Here is an 18,222-nt window from a genome sequence, read left to right on the forward strand (position 1 = left end):
ACGACGCTCGTCGTCGCCGCGCGCCGCGTGCCGTCGTAGAAGCCGCCGGCCGTCGCGCTCACGGTCACGGCCACGGGCCGGCCGTCGCCCGTGCTGTAGTGCGCTGTCGCGTCGTGCCAGGAATAGCTCCCGGCCTTGATGACCTGTCCTGGATAGATGGTGAACGGGGCGTCGAGGCGGTCGAATTCGTCGGAAAGCTCGACGCCGATCTCACCCTCGGGACGGAAGAGCAGATTCAGTCCTGCCTCGAGCGACCGTGACTGCATCTCGTTGGACAGGTCGGTGATGTAGTCGGCCTGCACGTACGGATTCACCTCCTGGGTGAGCGGCAGGGCCGGACGCGCATGAATGCCGGTGGTGGCGAACAGCTGCTGCATGCCACGCCGCCGCACGAAGCCGAGTCCGGGATCGAACTGGTCGGACACTCGCTTCCACATCGCCGAACTGTTCCAGAGCCGGCCGCGGTAGCCGAGCGACGCACGGGCTGCGTAGCCGTCCGAGCTGTCGCCGGGTGCGTCGCTCGCGGCCACGTACGAATTGATCACCATGTTCGGGAGCGGGCGCAGATTGGCATCGGCGCCGTAGCTGCGGTTGTAGCTGCCATTCCCGGACCGGCTTGCAACGAGGACCCCGATGTCGGAGTTGCCGAACACATTGCGGCGCGCGCGACCCACGGCGAACTGCTCGCCGGGAATCGCGTCGAGCGATCGCGTCTGCATGTCCAGCAGGCCCACGTTCCACGCGCCAACTCGGCCCGACAACCGCCCTCCGCCAAGAATGGGGACAGGACGGCCGTCGGACGTGATGCCGATGCGCCGCGAGTTGAAGAGGGTGAAGTCACGGAGCGTGGCGCCCTGGCGAAAGTTGCGTTCCTCCACGTCGCCGAAGGTGAATGCGCCGGCGTTCTCGATGAAGAAGTCGCGCCGCTCGGGGAAGAAGCGTGAAAAGCGCGTGAGATTGACCTGTTCCTGGTCCACCTCCACCTGTGAGAAGTCGGTGTTGTAGGTGAGGTCGAGCGTGAGCGCGGGCGTCACGCCGTACTTGATCTCACCGCCGAATTCGGTGGGGCGCTTGCTGTCCTGTTTGATGCCGCTCGTCCACCGCTCTTGCGACGAGGTGAGCACGTACGGCGTGACCGTGCGAATGCGACGCACCGGCAACGTAAGGTTGGCCAGGTTGCCGGCGATCGACAGGCGATAGAGGTTGAACTGCCGCGGGATGAAGGCCCAGTACAACTCTTCGTTCTTGCGGCGGATGTTGCGCGACACATTCATGCCCCACGTCTGCTCAGCGCTGCCCGACTGATAGCGCAGCGTCGAGAACGGAATGCGGAACTCCGCCGTCCAGCCGAGCGAGTCGACCGTGGTGGACACCGTCCAGCTGGCGTCCCAGTTCACGTTGAAGCCACCCATGCCACCAGCCTGCATCCGGTTCTGGCCGGCCACCTGCGCCCCACCGCCCTCACCTTCGCGAATCACCTGGCCGTCGTACTCCACGCCGGCCGGTGTGGTCGCGAACACGAAGCCGTTCTGTTGGTCGTGATAGGTGTCGAACACGAAGGCGATGTGGTCACTATTCGCGAGCTGCACGTCGCGGATCTTCTCGCCCGGTACGATGAGATGCGGCTCGCGGTCGTACATGCGCGCGCCGATGTAGAGATTCACACCGTCGGTGGCCAGACGCACCTCGGTGCGCTCGGAGGCGGGCACACCCTCGTTGAGCTCGCGCTGCACAAAATCGCGAATGGGGGTGCCTTGTGACCACATCGCTTCATCGAGCTTGCCGTCGATGGTCGGCGCCGTGGTCACGCGCAGGGTGCTGAATGACGGACGCGGGCGAGCGCGCGCCGCCCGGGCGAATGAATCCGCCACCGCGGCATCGAGACGCGGTGCGGTCGTCTGGCCGTGCGCGGCACGGCCGGTGACGAGCAGCGCGGTGGTGATCAGCGCGGTGGCAGCGACACGGGCCGGCATCGACATTCGGAACAACGAGGTGCGGAACAACGAGGTGCGGAACAACGAGGTGCGGCGCGCAGTGCGCCGCCGCGCGGACAGAAAAGTCAACGGAGGGGGAGCTGCAGGTGGGGAAGGGGGAGGGCAGGCAATCTATAAACGCTGGACAACGGCGAGCGTTGAGTGCCTTTTGGGGCATGTCCATCGACCCCTCCCGTCGTCATTTCCTTACGTTCCTGGCCGGCAGTCCGCTGTTGGCCGCCGCCGGTCTCGATGAATCCGTGTTCACCCGGTTGCTGCACGCCAGCGACGGTCCGCGCACGCGCCTCGACGATACCGCCCTGCGGCTGGCGCAACAGATCCGCACCGCCGGTGAGGCGCTAAACGTATTCGACTTCGAGCCGGTCGCGAAGCAGAACATTCCCGTGGCCCACTGGGGCTATCTCGCCACGGGCACCGACGACGACGCCACGATTCAGGCCAACCGTCAGGGATTCGACCGCTGGGCCATGCGACCGCGCCGCCTGATCGACGTGAGCCGCCTCGAGACCAGCGTGTCCTGGTTCGGCACCCGCTACCCCACCCCGATCGTGGTTAACCCGGTGGGCAGCCAGAAGGCGTTTCATCCGCTCGGCGAGATTGCCGTGGCCCGCGCCGCCAAGGCGAAGGATCACCTCATGGTGCTCTCCACGGTGGCCACCACGTCGATCGAAGACGCGATCGAGGCGCGCGGCGGACCGGTGTGGTTTCAGCTGTATCACCAGCAAGACTGGGCGATCACACGGCAGATGGTGAAGCGCATGGAGAAGGCGGGTGCGCCGGCCATTGTGTTTACCGTCGATCTATTGGGTGGCAGCAACCGCGAGACGATGATTCGCGAAGCGCGGAAGGACACGCGCACCTGCACCGCCTGTCATCTGGGCGGCGCGCCGCTGCCGGGCGTGAGCGGGCGCGTGGACGATCGCGACAATCGACGCAAACCGAATCTCGTGGGCTACCAGAACGTCACCCCGATCCCTGAAGTGGGCACGCCAACGTGGGAGTTCGTCGACCGCCTCAAGCAGTCAACGAGCATGAAGGTGCTGATCAAGGGCATCGTGACGGCCGAAGACGCCGACCTGGCCGTGCAACACGGCGTGGATGGCCTGTTCGTGTCCAACCACGGCGGCCGCGCCGAGAACTCGCATCGGGCTACCATTACTTCCCTGCCCGACGTGCTGCTCGGCACCCAACGACGCATCCCCGTTATCTGCGACGGCGGATTCCGTCGCGGCACCGACGTGTTCAAGGCGATGGCCCTCGGTGCCACGTCAATCGGGATCGGCCGCCCCTACATCTGGGGACTCGGGGCCTTCGGACAGGAAGGCGTGGAAGCGGTGCTCGGCCTGCTGCGCAAGGAGTTCGAAGTGGCGATGAAGCAGAGCGGAACCACGTCGCTGTCTGAGATCACGTACAAGCACATCACGCCGGCGTGAACGACCAGTCCGCTACCGACGCAGCTCCGCGAACGCAGCGTACTGATCGGTGGCGACAAAATCGACGCTGCTGGCCATCGCCGCCCGCCATCGTGCCGACGCGGCATGCCGTGACCCGAAGTTGTACGACGCAGTGAAGCCGCGGTCCTCGCTGGCGGCAAATCCGTCGAGGGTGTAAAAACGGATCCAGAAGCCCTGCGCGTGGGCTCGCTGCACGAAGGCCTGCAGCCGCGCGGAGTCGGCCGGCACCCACGCCCCCGCGGTGCGCTGTCCGCCGGCCTCGATCACGCTCCACGGAAAGTTCACCCAGCGCGCGAAGTTGTCGGCGCGTGCATCAATGTGTTGGGCACTCGTCATCCGCATGGCGCGACGCGCGCGCAACGCCTTCGTGCCCCCGGTTACCGGCACCGGACGCATGGCGCCGAAGGCGCGCAGCTTCGCCCCGACCGGGATGTCATCGTGAAAGCGCCGCCGTTGCGCCGTATCCGAACCGGCCAGGACCAACAGCGGTCCGGGCACGAGTGGCTCAGCGTGCATGGGCGTGGCGGTGCGCGTGGCCGTGGTCAGCCACGACTCGTACGTACCCAACAACGCCCAGATCGCATCGAGATGCGCCGGCGTATTGTCCTTGAAGTCGAGATTGAGCGTGACGAGCGGCCATGTGTCGCGCCGATTCTCGGCCAGCGCACGCTCCATGATGGGGCGGATGCGAGCGAAGAAGTACCCCTCGAGCGTGGGCGCCCCCTCGAGCGCGTCGTCGTCGTGCGCCACTACCGATTCGGGCGGCACGCCGCCCGCCACCCGCCAATGCAGGTCCTGTTCGATGGCGATCGGTAGGCCGGTAGATAGCGCTTCGTCGATGCGCGTGCTCCACTGGCCCCGCTCAGGGTACGCGTTGTGCGCGTCGAGCAGCACGCGGGCACCGGGTGCGAAACCGCGGTCCGTGTGCGCCATGACGAACGTGAGCGCCAGCAGGGCCGAAGAACGGATGAGAACGCGCGACATGCTCGGGATCAGGTAGACGAGGAGACGTACCACGCGCAATTTACTCGTCTTCCTTGGCCACGACCGAGTGCCTCCATCTCCGCGGTTCACACGGTCGCTCCGATTCGCGCTCTTCACGCTCGTGCTGCTGCTATTCGCCGCGCCTATCGCCTGGTCGCAGCGCCAGCGCTTCATGATCGAACCGAACGTGCCCTACGACGGGCGCTTCACGTTCGTGCGGCTGCGCTACACGCAGGGATATCGCATGGCATGGAGTGCGGACTATCCGCCGATGGAGCGCAACTTCATGACGATCCTGAGCGATCTCTCCACGCGAAAGCTGCACAAGAAGGCCAGCAACGTGCACGTGCTCGACGATCCGAAGTTCAATCACGATCCGATCGCGTACCTCACCGAGCCGGGCTACTGGATTCCCACGCAGCAAGAAGCCGAAGCGCTGCGACACTGGATTCAGATCGGTGCTACCGAATGCGCGCATCGTCCCGATGAACGTGTCGCATCCGATCTTCAACTCGTTCTTGCATATCAAAACGCTGGTGGGGATGACACATCCCGTCACGCCGTTGGCGAAGGCGGACTACCTGGGCATTTACGAGGACAACGATCCCACCAAGCGGCTGCAGGTAATCATCAATTACAACAATGACATCGGCGACTACATGGAGTGGTCGGGGGAAGGCTGGTACCCGGTGAACTTCTCAAACGATGCGTACAAGTTCGCGACGAACTATGTGGTGTACGGCCTCACGCACTAGCGTGAAACGCTAACGCGGGAAATCCGTCTTCGTGGCTTCCAGAATCTCCAGAATCGCTGCGCGATCGCTCGGCTGCAAATGCTTGAACTCCGCACTTGGGTCGGTGCCGGTCAGAATGGCCCGTAGCTGCCGGTAGATTTCACCCTTGGCCAAGTCGGGGAGGGCGTTGAAGCTGTCGGAGTACATCAGGAAACTGAGCGGATACTTGAAGAGCCGTGTCTCGAGATCGAGATCACGCAGCGACCGCCCCTGTGCATCACGCGGCCCCGCCTGCACGAAGTCCTCGGCATAGGTCGTGGTGCCTTTCACGGTGCCGTTGTACGAGGCCTCGCCCACGAACAGCATCGCGCGTACGAGCTTGCTCACGTCGCGACGCAGTCGGGCGGACGCGCCACTCGAGCTACCTCGTGACGTCGTGTCACGGCCCTTCACCCGCGACATTGAATCCTCGAACACGGCATCAGGCGCGGCCTCGTGTACAGCGGTGATCAGGTTGTGGACCACCGTTTGATGCACCAGCACCATCAGCGCCACGACATCACTGTGCGCCGAGAGGTAGGGCGCCGGATCGAACTTGCCCGCGAGGTCGGTCCGCGCGCTCTCGGTGGCCATGTCGATCTGCGAGCGATAGCTCTGCTTGTCCGTGACTTCGTGCGAAAGCTTGGGCGAGTACACATTCCCGGCGTGCGCGGCCGCGCCGGCCGTACCGGTGACGTACCAGCCACCGAAGCGCTGTCGGAGTGGTGTTGCGTCGGTCGTGCTGCCATCGTGCACCCCCACAATCGGATAGCCGTGCCGGTCGACAATCGACGAGATCACCATGAACCCGGGCACGCCTCCCGTAGCGGACCGTGACTGATGGCACATGAGACAGGTGGTCGTCTCGCGCGAAAACACCACGCGGGCCCGCGGCTCCTGACTGAGTGTGTAGAAAATGGCCCCGCGCACCGGATCGACCGCCGCAATCTCGAGAAATGTGCTCTCCTGCACATAGCCGATGTACACATCGTCGTTGAAGTAGATCGCCCGCGGCGACCACGGCGTGATCTTGTCCGTTTGCAAGCTGGTGCGCGAGAACACCAGTCCCTGCGAAGAGACCGGGATGTGCAGCGTTTTAAGTAATGCCGGCAGATAGCCCAACAGCGAATCGTGGGCCAGCACCACCTCACCGGCATCGAGCTGCGATTGCAGCCGTGCGATCGGGTCTCGCGTGGCCGGCGCGAACGAGCGCGGACGGCGGGCCACAGCGGTGGGGGAGCTGCTGAGCGTTGCCGCTGCCGCACCGAGCAGCGCCACGACGGTAGTGACAACAAGGGCGAAGACGCCAAGCGAACGACTGAATCCGGTATGCATCGTACCAGTTACGGTGCGACCAGGCGCGTCCTCCCGCAACCGGCGTTTCCCTGACACGGAATACGTGAACACCTCCGATCACGGCCCACACGTTCCTGGCGCGATCAGCGCGTCGCCCACACCACGACGGCCGCCACCAGCACGACGACTGCGCCAAGTACAAGAACGCGGACCATCGAGCCCGAATCGGCACGTGCTGTCTCATCTACCGCGGTCACCTCACCAGACGTGCCGCCCACCGCCAGCACGCCGAGACGCTCCCGTGCTTCGACCAACGATGGCCACCGATGAGCCGAATCCTTGGACAGCATGCGGGCGATCAAGGCGTCGACGGCCGGCGTGAGCTCGGGCACCACCGCCCGCAGCGACGGCGCCGGCGTTTCCATGTGCCCGCGAATCACTTCGGCCGGCGTGCCGGGGAAAGGTAGCCGCCCGGTGAATACCTCGAACGCCATCACACCGAATGCATACTGATCGGCGGCGGCCGTCACGCGCTCGCCCGCGCGCTGCTCGGGGCTCATGTAGTCCCATGAACCGAGTACGAGACCTGCCCTCGTCACGATCGCCCCGTCGTCGCGACGCGCGATGCCGAAATCCGACACGTACGCGTTGCCCTGGTCGTCTACCAGCACATTGGCCGGCTTCACATCGCGATGCACCACGCCCCGATCATGGGCGTGCTGCAGCCCCGCCGCCACCTGCGACAGCATGCGCGCGGCCTGCGCTGGCGGCAGTGCGCCCCGTTCGGCCACGACGGCGTCGAGACTCGGACCATCGACGAATTGCATCACGATGGCGTGCGCATCGCCACCACTACGCACACCGTACACGGTCACGATGTGCGGATGTTGTAACGCCGCCACGGTGCGCGCCTCACGCAAAAACCGCTCGACCACATCACTGTGGATCGACACATCCGGAAGCAGCAATTTCACCGCTACCTGTCGCTCCAGCGCGGGGTCGTACGCCAGAAACACCGCCGCCATACCACCGCGACCCAACTCGCGGTCGATTCGCAACTCGTCGCCGAACAGCGCCGCCAGTCGGGCGCGCAGTTCGTCGGAGTTGACGCGGATTTTGTTCGCCACTACGGGACCCGCCGTGCGCTACCGCCGGCCAGAAACGCGGCGATCTTCGCGTTCAGGAACCGTTTGTCTTCAGGATTCGCACCAGCACCAGCCGGATGTCCCCACAACGACGGTATCGGTACCAGCTGCACCGTGGGAATGAACTGTGCTTCGTATCGCGCATCGCCAACTGGGAAGTACAAGTCGGTTTCCGACGGCAGGTACAGCAGCGGGGCCGTGATCGACCGCAGCGCCTTCTCGGTGTCGCCGTTGAATCCCGGCGTCGTGCCCACGTCATGCCGTTCCCACGTGCGCGCCTGCAAAATGTAGTTGTTGGCATCGGCCGAGAACCGCGTGCGCCACGACTGCACGAACTGATCGAACGTCGTGCCCGGGCGCGCGCCGGCACGCCACAGCTCCCTGCGCCACCACTCCTGCGAATACAGCCACGCGGCCCACACCATGCCGAACGCTTCGAGCCCCGCCTTCGGTGGCGCCGCGTAGTCGCCGTTGTCGAACGAGGGGTCGGCCGTGATCGCGGCAATCTGCCCCTCGAGGCGCATGATGCCGTGGCCGTACGTCTTGGCCGTACCCGACGTCGCGACGATGCGATCGGCAAACGTTGGATAGCTCACGGCCCACTGAAACGCCTGCTGCGCGCCCATCGAAAAACCGATCACCGCGCGCAAATGAGTGACGCCCAGCTGCTCGGTAAGCAAGCGATGCACGATCTGCACATTGTCGCGAATCGTCGTCACCGGAAAACGTGGACCGTGAAACGGTTCCGGTGTGTTGCTGGGCGACGACGACGCGCCGTTGCCGAATAATTCCGTGGCCACCAGGAAGAGCTTGGTCGTGTCGAGCGCCAGCCCGTCGCCGATCAGCCATTCGTAGCCGTGATGATTGGCCATGTAGTGCGACGGCAGCAGGACCACATTGTCGCGCGCCGCATTCAGACGCCCATACGTGCCGTACACGATCCGCGCCTGCGGTAATGTGACGCCGCTCTCGGTCATGAAGTGGGCGACCACAAACTCGTGATGCTCGGTGCGGTGCGCGAGAGGCAACGTCGGAGCGGCCTGCGCGGTGAGCAGCGCGGGGAACCCGATGGGGAACAACACCCGCCCGACGGCGAGCAGCACGGTCCGCGCAAATCGATTCATGCGTGAGTTATGGCACCGCCACCAGTGAACAACCAGCCCCCGCACAGGTCAGCGCCACGAAAACCTCGGACCGGATCAGCCAACGACCGTCGCGCTTCACCCACTGCGCGGAAAATCGACCGCCGATGATCACGGGACCATCACGGGTCCCCTCCCGCCCTTCCCACTCGCCGGATTCGAAGGCGAGCGGCCACTGCCTACTCACCTCGACGTCGTTCGAGATGCGCCGATACACGAGGCGCGGCGCGGCGGCCGCCCCTGCCGACGTGGCCGTGGTGGGCGGCTCGAACGCGGCGCGCGCGGCCGCGCGGCCCGCGACCGCCGAGCCGAGGGCACGGCGCACCGTAATGTCGTCGGTCCAAAATGACATGACCGCGTCGAGATCGCCGGCGGCAATGGCCTCGTTCTGCGCGATGCGCGCCGCCCGAACGGCCAAGGCGTCGACCGCCTGCGCCGCCAGGTCACGCGGGCCGACCAGCGTCATGCACACACCCAGCAACATCGCGGCAAAGGACGAACACATGGCGGATGGCATAGCACGCGGCGTCAGCGGTGGAATCCGGCGGCCTGCCCCAAGTACGTGGGGTGGAGCGCCGACAGCGCGCCCTGCACGGCGGTATCGGGCGATCCGTACACGGTGAAACGCGTGGGCGTGAGCAGTGACATGAACCGCTCGGCGAATCGCGCTCCAAAAGTCTGGACGTGCGCCAGAACGGCCGCCGAATCGGCGTATCGCTCGTAGATATGGCACGCACTGCCGTCGGCACTCATGAACCACTCGTAGCTATGCGTACCGGGCTCGTGCGCGTGCGCGTTCGACACCATCTCTTCCATCAGCGTGCGGAGCTCGTCCGAGCGCTCAGGCTGCACCTGCATCTCCAACACCCAGCTCACCGGTCCCGCCATGGTACCTCCTGAGAGAGAATCGGTAATCGAGTGCCGGTCGTACGCGACGGCAACCCTCCGGCGACGCCATCCTCAGCGCCCACGGCGCTCGTCGTCGGCCGCCGCAATCCGCTCCGCATCGTCCGCGTGCGATTCGTTACGGTCGTCAGCGGGCAAAATGCCGGCGCTGTTGAGCATCAAACCGACCGCGTCGGGGATCATGGTGGGCCATAGCAGCAGACCCTGCACACGGATCAGCGGTCGAGACGTGCGGCCGGTGCCGGCGTACCGGCGTCGCGCCCACAGTTCGTACGGAACACTCAGCGCGCCGCCCAACACCGCGAAGAGCCCCCACGTCGCCGCCGCCTCGCGCCACGGCACGTCGATCAGCATCCACACCAACACGGCATAGCTGAGCCCGAGACCCATCCACCCCATGCCGCGACGTAGTGCAGCGTTGAGTACTATCGACGCCGTCGTCCAGAGCAGGATGCCGAAGAGCACGATCGCCCACATGATGTTGACCGAGTAGATCGTCATCGCACCCCCACGAGTTCCAGCCGACTGATCGCCACGGACGCATCGAACGCGGTCGTTCCCGCCACCAGGCCGATGCGCTGGCGCGTTGACCGATCGAGCAGTGCGCGTACTGACGCCGGCGTGAACGCGCGCCATGGGAGCGACACATCGAATCGCTCGCCCTCGAGGCTGCGCGCCACCTGAATGAACCCGCCATTCCGTTCGAGCGACACGTTTCCGGAGAGTCGCCAGGCGGCGCGACCGGCCACCTCCGACACATCGGCGCAGGCGTTCGACACGCCGCCCATGACCCAGTCGCTGAACACGCGTCCGCGGCTGGCCACGACGTTGGCGTCGGTGAAGTCTTCGAGGAGGTAGCTCACTCGACAAAGTGTAGCACCATGCCGGCGGGAACGGCCGCTATCGCCCGGGTTCGCCCGGCTTTCCGTTCGCTGCGTCCCGCGGTGGCACGTCGACGTTTGGGTGTGCAACACGCCGTTCAACCCCTTGACGCGCACGGGCACTTTCCAGCGGATCGCGTGATACTACCGTCATGCCACTCCGTCCCCCTCGCGCCCAACGGCCGTCGGTCGTGTTCGCCGCTCTCGCGCTAACGTGGCTCGCATCCTGTTCCAGCGCGCCGGGCGAGCCACAACAGGCGCCCACGCTACCCGTCCCGCCGAATACGTCCGCGCCCGTTCTCACGCGCACCGTCGTGCTGTCGGGGCTCAGTAACCCGTGGGATATCGCCTTGGCAGGCGATGGTGCACTGTTCTTCACCGAACGATGCCGTGGTCTCTCCGTTCGGCATACCGACGGCTCGGTTACCCGCCTGTTCGGCACCGTCGGTTCGTCGCTCGTAGCCGCCGATCTCGTCTGCCAGGGACAAAGTGGCGTACACGGTGTCGCCCTCGACCCGGCGTTCGCGACCAATCGCGCGGTGTACGTGTTCATGACGTCGACCGCGACCACGCCGCGCACCAATCGCGTGGTGCGACTCGTGCTGGGCCCTGACCTGCGTTCGGCGACCAGTCGCACGGATATCGTAGCCGATATCGCCTTCAAGAATTCCGGAAACGCACATGGGGGCGCCGGTGCGCACAGCGGCGGTCGCCTCGGCTTCGGGCCCGACGGCTACCTGTACATTGCCACCGGCGACAACCACAACGGCACCATTCCGCAAAGCCCCATCGTGCTCGGCGGCAAAGTATTGCGCGTGACCACGAGTGGTGCCGCCGCGCCCGGCAACAACGCACCAGCCGGATTCGACGCGCGCATTTACACGTATGGCCTCCGCAACGTGCAGGGCATCAGCTTCCGGCCCGGCAGCGGGCAGCCGTTCGTGGCGGAGCATGGTCCGAATCACAGCGACGAAGTCACGTCGCTCGTGGCCGGTGGGAACGGTGGATGGGATCCGCAGAACCGCCCGTCATTAACCTGCGCCGACGGCTACTGCGGCTACGCCGGCAATGCGAGCACCATGCCGATGACGGACCTCACTCGCTTTCCCAACGCTTTGCGACCGTCGTGGTCGAACAGCGGGTCGTCACAGGGCATGGGCCCGCTGGTGTTTCTCACCGGTACGGCGTGGCGCGGATGGAACGGCCGCTTGGCCGTGGGCCTCATGGCTGGCCAGCGTGTTGATGTGCTCACCATCGACGGTGCAGGCGTTACCACGGAGCGCGTGAGCGTTGACTTGCCGAGCGCGCGCTATCGCGCGCTCACGATGGGCCCCGATGGATCGCTGTATGTGGCTACCGATGGCGGCGAGATCTGGCGGGTGACGCCGGGGGTGTAGGGAGGTGCGCGTTCGACGCGGCTTGCTCAATCACCGTTGTTGCAGTTCTCCTTTTCTCTTTGCCTCTTTGCCTCTTTGCGATCGGTCGGCGTGATCAGCTTCATACCGGTTGCCGCAGCGAGGCAGAACTGATCACACAGAGGAAAGGAGAAAAGTGAAAAGGAGCAACCGTCGAAAAAGGGCACCGTCGCTCACCCCGGAAACAGCCCCGTACTCAAGTACCGATCGCCGCGATCGCACACGACGAACACGATCGTCGCATTCTCCACCTCGGCCGCCACGCGCAACGCAATCACACACGCACCCGCCGCCGACGGTCCGCAAAAGATCCCCTCGTCTGCCGCCAGTCGGCGCGCCATCTCCTCAGCCTCGGCCTGCGACACCTGCTCGATACGATCCACCTCGGCCGGCTGATAAATCTTCGGCTGATACGCCGGCGACCACTTCCGGATACCAGCAATCTGCGAGCCCTCCGACGGCTGCGCGCCGATGATCGTGACACCCGCCTTGCGCTCGCGCAGAAAGCGTGACACCCCCATGATCGTACCGGTGGTGCCCATCGCGCTCACGAAGTGCGTGATGCCACCTTGGGTGTCGCGCCAGATCTCGGGTCCCGTGGTCTCGTAATGCGCGCGCGGATTGTCGGGGTTCGCGAACTGATCGAGCACGCGCCCCTCACCGTCCGCTTGCATCGACGTCGCCAGATCGCGCGCGTACTCCATTCCGCCTTGCGCCGCCGGCGTGAGAATCAACTCCGCGCCGTACGCCCGCATGGAGGCGCGACGCTCGGCACTCAAGTTGTCGGGCATGATCAGCGTCATGCGATAGCCGGTCATCGCCGCGATCATCGCCATTGCGATGCCGGTGTTGCCACTTGTTGCTTCGATCAACCGATCGCCGGGTGTGATCTCGCCGCGCGCCTCGGCACCACGAATCATCGACAACACCGGGCGATCCTTCACCGAACCGCCGGGATTGTTGCCTTCGAGTTTCCCCAGAATCACCGTGCCGCGCGTAGACACGTCGGCGCCGGGAATGCGCTGCAAGCGGACCAGCGGGGTGTTGCCGATCGTACGATCGATAGTGGGATACATCAGTAGGTGAATTGTACGCCGGTGGTGAGCAATCCATCGAACTTCTTGAAGCGGACGGTCTGCACTACACCCTTGACGGGCGCAAGCAGCGGTGGCGCGTTGTTGAAGTTTACCAGATACCCAACCTTGATGCCGAAACGCGCCGACAACGGGGCCACCACTGCCGACCTGGCCGTCAGCAGCCAGGCGTCGCTGGTGGTGAAGTTCGGTGTGAACGTCGCGGTCTGCTCGAGGTAGGCCGCCTTCGAGAACGCGTGACGATAGTCGCCACTGGCATTCCCCACGAAATCGCTCCGCGATTCGGCCTCTCCCACGAAACTGCGCTGCAACGCGCCCACGCCAAGAGAGACCTGCAACTTGTCGCGTTCGGTGTCGATGAACTGGTAGCCGAGTCCAACGCCTTCCTGCACTTGGCTGTTGAGACCGGCCGGTGTATTGCGCAGCCCAGACGCGCCAAGGTACGCCGTGAGCTTCTTGGTGACGTCGTAATCGCTGCGCACCGCAAGCTGATACAGCGCCGCATTCCGCACGCCATTCGCCGTCCCACGCAGCGCGGCCGCACTCTGCGAGAACTTCCAGTGGGCGAACCTGTAGCTGTAGCGCTGACCGAGCGCGATCGTGGTGACCTGCTGATTGCCCTGACTGGCGGCGAGCGAGAAGTCCCCAGCAACTTCGTACGGGCGCTTGGGCGCGTCCTGCGCCGGCGCGAGCTGTGGCGCCGCGGTCGCGGTAGCCAACGCCGAGAGCCCGGCCAACAGAACACGAGCACGGGCCGTACGCGGTGATGAAGACGAGCAAACCGATAAAGACATGAGACAAAGGCAGAAGTGATGACACGAACCCGCTACCCGACCGAATTCCACACCATGCCGCCGAGACACGCCAGCACCAGTGCAAAACTGATCCACCCTCGGATTTGCGCGCCCGATGACGAGCGCGCCTCCCCCATAATCTCAGCGTTTCCCGCCAACAGCAGCAAGGCCGCGATATGGAACGGAAGTACAGCCGCGTTCAGCACCTGACTGCTGTAAATCAGCGGAATCAGCGGGAGTCCCGGCAACGCGACCACACTGACGCCCGCGACTGTGAGCCCCACGAAGGCGGCATAGAACCAGTGGAATGTTTTGGGATCCAGATCCAGCGACGCCGGCTCCCCGACCCCTTCCGCGATCGAGTACGACGTCGCAATCGGCACAATCGCGGCCGCCAGCAGGGCCGAACCCAACAGCCCGACCCCGAAAAAGAGCGTCGCGAACGATCCCGCCAGCGGGCGTAAGGCCGCAGCCGCATCGCCGGCATCGACGATGTGCACGCCCGCTTGGTGCAGCGTAGCGGCGCAGGCGACCGCGATAGCGAGCCCCACGATACCGGTGAGCAGAGAGCCCACGACCACATCCACCCGTTCCCAGCGCAACGAGGCCAGCGTGATCTTCTTGTCCACCGCGTACGACTGAATGAACGCCAGTCCCCACGGCGCCAGCGTGGTGCCCAGCGACGCGGCCAGCGCCACCCATCCGCCGCGGCTCACTGGCATGCGAGGCACCAGCGCGCCGGTGGCGACTTCCGACCACACCGGACCCGCGAGCACGCCATCTACGATGTAGAGCGCGAGGGTGGCCGAGATGGCCAGCAGCACGCGCTCCACCCGCGCGAACGATCCCAGCACCACCACCAGCGTGATCAGGGTTCCGGCGGCGATCGCGCTCAACCACGGGGGAAGCCCGATGAGTGAGCCGGCGGCCGCCACGCCAGCGTACTCGGCGCAGATGGTTCCGAAGTTGGCGAACAACAGCCCAACGACCGCCGCATAACCCCATCGGTGGCCCCATCGCTCGCGCACCACTGCCACGAAGCCTTTTCCCGTGGCCGCCCCGATGCGCACCGCCACCAGATGGAACTGCACCAGCAGCACGGTGGACGCGGGAATGATCCAGAGCAGCCGATATCCGTATTCGGTGCCGAGGATCGAGTAGGTCGTGATGCCGGCCGGATCGTCGTCGGAAAGCCCGGCCAGCAAGCCAGGACCCAGTACCGCGAGGAAAGACGCCACTGCGCTGGCTCCAGCCAATCGCATCGCGGCGAAGCGCGCACTGATTCCCCGCTTATGGTGCGCTACGGGGTGCACAGGAGCGCGCGTGACACGGTGTTTCACTATTTGGTGGTGACAGTGGGCTGGCGGTTGTCAGGCACGAAGTGATCACGCGCCGGCATGCGCACGGCGCGAAGCGTCGTTGCATTGAGCGTGACCGTATCGGGAATCACGGCATTGGCCGACAGCAGGTACGCGGTCACGGCGTACACATCGTCGTCGGTCATCGTCCCCGGCGTGGCAAATGGCATCGCGCGCTTGATGTAGTCGAAGAGCGTGGTCGCATACGGCCAGTAATTGCCGATCGTTTTGGTCTTGTTGGTCGTCGCAAACTGAAACTCCGGCGTCGGGGCGCCGGCGGAATCACGTCCCACGAGCTTCGGGAACGTGGGCAGGCCTTCGCCCTTGGCACCATGACACTGCGAACACTGTGCCGCGTACACGACCGTACCGCGCGCCACCGTGCCGCTCCCTTCGGGAAGCTCGAGTCCATCTGAACCGACATCCCGATTCATCAGCGCAATCGTGGAATCGGCGGCAGCGTGACCCAGCGCATATAACTGCTTGGCGCCAGGACCACCGGGCACCACGCCCGCATCGTACGACGAGAACGACGCGTTCGATGAGGCGTTCGATGAGGCGTTCGTCGCATTGTTCGGCGTGCTCGAGGTGTCTGAGCAAGCGGTGAGCGAAAGGGCCGTCAACGTGCAGGCCACGTGTAAGAGGCGCATGATCAGGTCTCTCCGTGGAAGGTGACGGCGCCGTTGCGATCGACCTTCCAGCCGATGATCTGATTGTAGTGATAATCGGTATACTCGCCGCGCTCGGCCACCATTGCGGTGCGCGTGGGTTGCACGTACCCGGCGTCATCGGTGGCGCGACTCAGCAGCACGGCATCGGTGCCCTGCCAATTCCACATATACTGAAAGCGCACCGTGCTCTTGGGTTGCGGCGTGTTCAGCAGTTCCGCGTCGTGCCACGTGGCGCCACCGTCGATGCTCACCTCCACGCGCGTAATGCGACCGCGGCCACTCCAGGCGAGCCCGTTCACACTGTGCCATCCGCGTGCGGTGATCGTGTTCGGGTAGCAGGGTGACGTGATCACTGACTTGGCGTCGATTTCGAACGTGAAAATGCGCGCGGTGCCGTCGGGCATCGGGTCGGTGTACTTCGACGTCTCCCACCGTGTCATCCACGGCTTGAGCCCAAGTTCGAGACGACGCAGCCATTTCACATTGCTGTTGCCTTCGAAGCCCGGGAGGAGCAAGCGCATCGGGTAGCCCTGCGCCGGCCGGAGCGGCTCCCCGTTCTGCGCCCACACGATCATGGCGTCATCCCATGCCTTCGCGATCGGAATCGAGCGCGACAGCTTGCAGGCATCACCGCCTTCGGCGAGAAACCACGTTGCGTTTGGCTGGACACCGACTTCGCGAAACAGCGTAGACAGCGGCACGCCGGTCCACTCCGAGGTGCTGAAGAGACCGGCGAGTGGCTGTGGCGTGGTGTCCGGCTTGGGGTCGCGGTACCCGGCGCCCCCGTTGCCCGAGCACTCGATGAAGTACGTGCGCGTGATCTGTGGGAATCGTTTGATGTCGCCCACGGTGAACGACATCGGGTGATCCACGAGCCCATGAATCGTGAGCGTGTGCCGCTCGGGGTCGAGCGTCGGAATCCCGGCGTGATGTCGCTCGAAGTGCAGATCGGCCGGCGTGATGGTGCCGGTCAGATCCTGCAGCGGGGTACGCGAACTGCCAACGGGCGTGCCGTTGGGGATGCGCGTGGGGGCGAAATACTCCGAACGCGCACCCAATGCGGCCGTGGGCGCGCCGGGCATCGCGGTCGCGTCGAGCGGCGCCACGGGACGCGGAGGGGGTGGGATCGGCGCTGGAGTAGCCGCGCCACCCTGTCCTTGGACGGCCAACGGGAGTCCAGCCAGGGCGGCGCCGCCAAGAAATCCGGCGGCGCCAGCAATCAGGTCACGACGAGAGAGGTCGGTCATTGGGCAAACCTACTGCCCGATCAACGTCCCGGCTTGACCAGTGCGTCTTCGCCTATTCCTCGAACAGATATCGAAAGAATCGTTCAGGCGCCGCCAGGAAATCCCTCGTGATCCGAAAATGATCGGTATCACGATAGTCTATCGGCTCGATCACCCCGCCATCGAGACTCAACACGGTTGCGCCCGGAAAGGCCAACAGCATCGGCGAATGGGTCGCGATCACGAACTGTGCTTCGCGCGTTACGGTGAGTCGATGCAGAATCTGCAGGAACGCCAGCTGCCGCTGCGGCGACAACGCCGCTTCGGGTTCATCAAGCAAGAACAGGCCATCGTCGAAGCGATGCTCGAACAGCGACAGAAACGCTTCACCGTGCGACTTGGCGTGCAGTGACTCGCCGCCGTAGCGCGCGAAGTTGCTGTCGAGTGACTCGAGCGTGGTGGCAAAGTTGAAGAACGTTTCAGCCCGCATGAAAAACCCTTCGGTCGTGCGCTGCCTCCAGCCCACGCGAAGCGCCCGGCCCAGGACGGACCCTTCGGCGTCGTCGGCGTCGTCGGCACCGCGATGATCGCGGTTGCCGCCCTGCGCGCCGAAGCCCACGCTCCAGGCCAGCGCCTCGAGGAGTGTCGACTTCCCGGACCCGTTCTCCCCAACCAGAAACGTCACTGGCGTGGTGAACTCGATCGCCATGCTGTGCTGGAGCAGCGGGATCTCGAAGGGGTGCAGGCCGCGTTGCACGCGTTCCTCGCGCAATTCGAGGTGCGTCAGGAAGGGACTGCCGAGTGAGCCGCGCATCCCGGAAGTGTCGCTGGGGGGCACGCCTCCGGGCAATCGCCAGCGGTCGAGATCGCTTGTCGTCGACGCGTGCGTGGCGAACTTCAGACTCGACAATGACGGCCGTACTTCTCACGGCAACGGACGGTCACCACACGGTCACCACACGGTCACCACACGGAGCTTCTCGAATAGCACTCATCCACCGGCGATTCACGCCGGCGATTGCCCTGACTGGCATCGCTATCGTGGGCATCGCCACGGTGCGCCCACGTTCACCGAGACGGTGGCGCCGA

At 65.0% G+C, this 18,222-nt stretch carries 17 protein-coding genes and 1 pseudogene; 3 read left to right on the plus strand and 15 right to left on the minus strand.

The window, feature by feature from the left end:
- The coding region (locus ACLL97_RS04420; RefSeq protein ID WP_411279267.1) for a DUF5916 domain-containing protein at window positions 1-2,063 on the minus strand (2,063 nt) is incomplete at its 3' end.
- Between the two features lie 86 nt (window positions 2,064-2,149).
- Between ACLL97_RS04420 and ACLL97_RS04425 the strand changes: the two genes are divergently transcribed.
- Entirely contained in the window at window positions 2,150-3,427 is a 1,278-nt protein-coding gene (locus ACLL97_RS04425; RefSeq protein ID WP_411279268.1) for an alpha-hydroxy acid oxidase, read from the plus strand.
- A gap of 12 nt (window positions 3,428-3,439) precedes the next feature.
- On the opposite strand, the gene ACLL97_RS04430 is transcribed toward ACLL97_RS04425, so the two are convergent.
- A complete protein-coding gene (locus ACLL97_RS04430; protein ID WP_411279269.1) occupies window positions 3,440-4,432 on the minus strand; it encodes a hypothetical protein in 993 nt (330 codons plus the stop codon).
- 244 nt (window positions 4,433-4,676) lie between these two features.
- On the opposite strand from ACLL97_RS04430, the pseudogene ACLL97_RS04435 reads away from it, so the two are divergent.
- A pseudogene (locus ACLL97_RS04435) lies at window positions 4,677-5,187 on the plus strand (DUF4159 domain-containing protein).
- A 9-nt stretch (window positions 5,188-5,196) separates the two neighbouring features.
- Here the strand turns inward: ACLL97_RS04435 and ACLL97_RS04440 are convergent.
- The 7 genes from ACLL97_RS04440 to ACLL97_RS04470 all read right to left on the minus strand — a co-directional run bounded on the left by ACLL97_RS04440 (window position 5,197) and on the right by ACLL97_RS04470 (window position 10,557).
- Entirely contained in the window at window positions 5,197-6,540 is a 1,344-nt protein-coding gene (locus ACLL97_RS04440) for a hypothetical protein (RefSeq protein WP_411279270.1), read from the minus strand.
- 104 nt (window positions 6,541-6,644) lie between these two features.
- Window positions 6,645-7,628, minus strand: a complete 984-nt coding sequence (locus tag ACLL97_RS04445) for a serine/threonine-protein kinase (protein ID WP_411279271.1) — start codon at window positions 7,626-7,628, stop codon at window positions 6,645-6,647.
- A complete protein-coding gene (locus ACLL97_RS04450) occupies window positions 7,628-8,770 on the minus strand; it encodes an alpha/beta fold hydrolase (RefSeq protein ID WP_411279272.1) in 1,143 nt (380 codons plus the stop codon). The genes ACLL97_RS04445 and ACLL97_RS04450 overlap by 1 nt, the downstream gene beginning before the upstream one ends.
- Before the next feature lie 7 nt (window positions 8,771-8,777).
- Window positions 8,778-9,305 carry a YybH family protein gene (locus tag ACLL97_RS04455; RefSeq protein WP_411279273.1) on the minus strand — a complete coding sequence of 176 codons (528 nt, stop codon included), beginning with the start codon at window positions 9,303-9,305 and terminating at the stop codon, window positions 8,778-8,780.
- A gap of 11 nt (window positions 9,306-9,316) precedes the next feature.
- Entirely contained in the window at window positions 9,317-9,676 is a 360-nt protein-coding gene (locus ACLL97_RS04460) for a putative quinol monooxygenase (RefSeq protein WP_411279274.1), read from the minus strand.
- A 72-nt stretch (window positions 9,677-9,748) separates the two neighbouring features.
- Window positions 9,749-10,195 (minus strand): hypothetical protein, encoded by a 447-nt coding sequence (locus ACLL97_RS04465; protein ID WP_411279275.1) that lies wholly within the window; start codon window positions 10,193-10,195, stop codon window positions 9,749-9,751.
- Window positions 10,192-10,557: a CIA30 family protein gene (locus ACLL97_RS04470; protein ID WP_411279276.1), complete on the minus strand. Its 366-nt coding sequence runs from the start codon at window positions 10,555-10,557 to the stop codon at window positions 10,192-10,194. Before ACLL97_RS04470 ends, ACLL97_RS04465 begins: the two co-directional genes overlap by 4 nt.
- 170 nt (window positions 10,558-10,727) lie before the next feature.
- Between ACLL97_RS04470 and ACLL97_RS04475 the strand changes: the two genes are divergently transcribed.
- Window positions 10,728-11,972, plus strand: coding sequence for a PQQ-dependent sugar dehydrogenase (locus ACLL97_RS04475; RefSeq protein ID WP_411279277.1), 1,245 nt, complete (start codon window positions 10,728-10,730; stop codon window positions 11,970-11,972).
- A gap of 191 nt (window positions 11,973-12,163) precedes the next feature.
- On the opposite strand, the gene cysM is transcribed toward ACLL97_RS04475, so the two are convergent.
- The 6 genes from cysM to ACLL97_RS04505 all read right to left on the minus strand — a co-directional run bounded on the left by cysM (window position 12,164) and on the right by ACLL97_RS04505 (window position 17,947).
- Window positions 12,164-13,069, minus strand: coding sequence for a cysteine synthase CysM (gene cysM, locus ACLL97_RS04480; protein WP_411279295.1), 906 nt, complete (start codon window positions 13,067-13,069; stop codon window positions 12,164-12,166).
- A complete protein-coding gene (locus ACLL97_RS04485; protein WP_411279278.1) occupies window positions 13,066-13,821 on the minus strand; it encodes a YdiY family protein in 756 nt (251 codons plus the stop codon). Before ACLL97_RS04485 ends, cysM begins: the two co-directional genes overlap by 4 nt.
- Window positions 13,822-13,910: 89 nt before the next feature.
- Entirely contained in the window at window positions 13,911-15,116 is a 1,206-nt protein-coding gene (locus ACLL97_RS04490) for an NRAMP family divalent metal transporter (protein ID WP_411279279.1), read from the minus strand.
- Between the two features lie 101 nt (window positions 15,117-15,217).
- Window positions 15,218-15,886, minus strand: a complete 669-nt coding sequence (locus ACLL97_RS04495; RefSeq protein ID WP_411279280.1) for a c-type cytochrome — start codon at window positions 15,884-15,886, stop codon at window positions 15,218-15,220.
- Between the two features lie 2 nt (window positions 15,887-15,888).
- On the minus strand, window positions 15,889-17,154 hold the full coding sequence (gene soxC, locus ACLL97_RS04500) for a sulfite dehydrogenase (RefSeq protein ID WP_411279281.1): 1,266 nt from the start codon (window positions 17,152-17,154) through the stop codon (window positions 15,889-15,891).
- Window positions 17,155-17,206: 52 nt separating this feature from the next.
- Window positions 17,207-17,947, minus strand: coding sequence for an AAA family ATPase (locus ACLL97_RS04505; RefSeq protein WP_411279282.1), 741 nt, complete (start codon window positions 17,945-17,947; stop codon window positions 17,207-17,209).
- Window positions 17,948-18,222 lie beyond the last annotated feature (275 nt).

Source organism: Gemmatimonas sp. (assembly GCF_046594945.1).
Classification (GTDB): domain Bacteria; phylum Gemmatimonadota; class Gemmatimonadetes; order Gemmatimonadales; family Gemmatimonadaceae; genus Gemmatimonas.

Bases quoted from the DNA above. Each gene is read 5' to 3' on its own strand.
- soxC (WP_411279281.1), bottom strand. From the start codon at position 17,154: ATGACCGACCTCTCTCGTCGTGACCTGATTGCTGGCGCCGCCGGATTT.
- ACLL97_RS04495 (WP_411279280.1), bottom strand. From the start codon at position 15,886: ATGCGCCTCTTACACGTGGCCTGCACGTTGACGGCCCTTTCGCTCACC.
- ACLL97_RS04440 (WP_411279270.1), bottom strand. From the start codon at position 6,540: ATGCATACCGGATTCAGTCGTTCGCTTGGCGTCTTCGCCCTTGTTGTC.
- ACLL97_RS04465 (WP_411279275.1), bottom strand. From the start codon at position 10,195: ATGACGATCTACTCGGTCAACATCATGTGGGCGATCGTGCTCTTCGGC.
- ACLL97_RS04430 (WP_411279269.1), bottom strand. From the start codon at position 4,432: ATGTCGCGCGTTCTCATCCGTTCTTCGGCCCTGCTGGCGCTCACGTTC.
- ACLL97_RS04455 (WP_411279273.1), bottom strand. From the start codon at position 9,305: ATGCCATCCGCCATGTGTTCGTCCTTTGCCGCGATGTTGCTGGGTGTG.
- ACLL97_RS04450 (WP_411279272.1), bottom strand. From the start codon at position 8,770: ATGAATCGATTTGCGCGGACCGTGCTGCTCGCCGTCGGGCGGGTGTTG.
- ACLL97_RS04505 (WP_411279282.1), bottom strand. From the start codon at position 17,947: ATGCGCGGCTCACTCGGCAGTCCCTTCCTGACGCACCTCGAATTGCGC.
- ACLL97_RS04475 (WP_411279277.1), top strand. From the start codon at position 10,728: ATGCCACTCCGTCCCCCTCGCGCCCAACGGCCGTCGGTCGTGTTCGCC.
- ACLL97_RS04460 (WP_411279274.1), bottom strand. From the start codon at position 9,676: ATGGCGGGACCGGTGAGCTGGGTGTTGGAGATGCAGGTGCAGCCTGAG.
- ACLL97_RS04425 (WP_411279268.1), top strand. From the start codon at position 2,150: ATGTCCATCGACCCCTCCCGTCGTCATTTCCTTACGTTCCTGGCCGGC.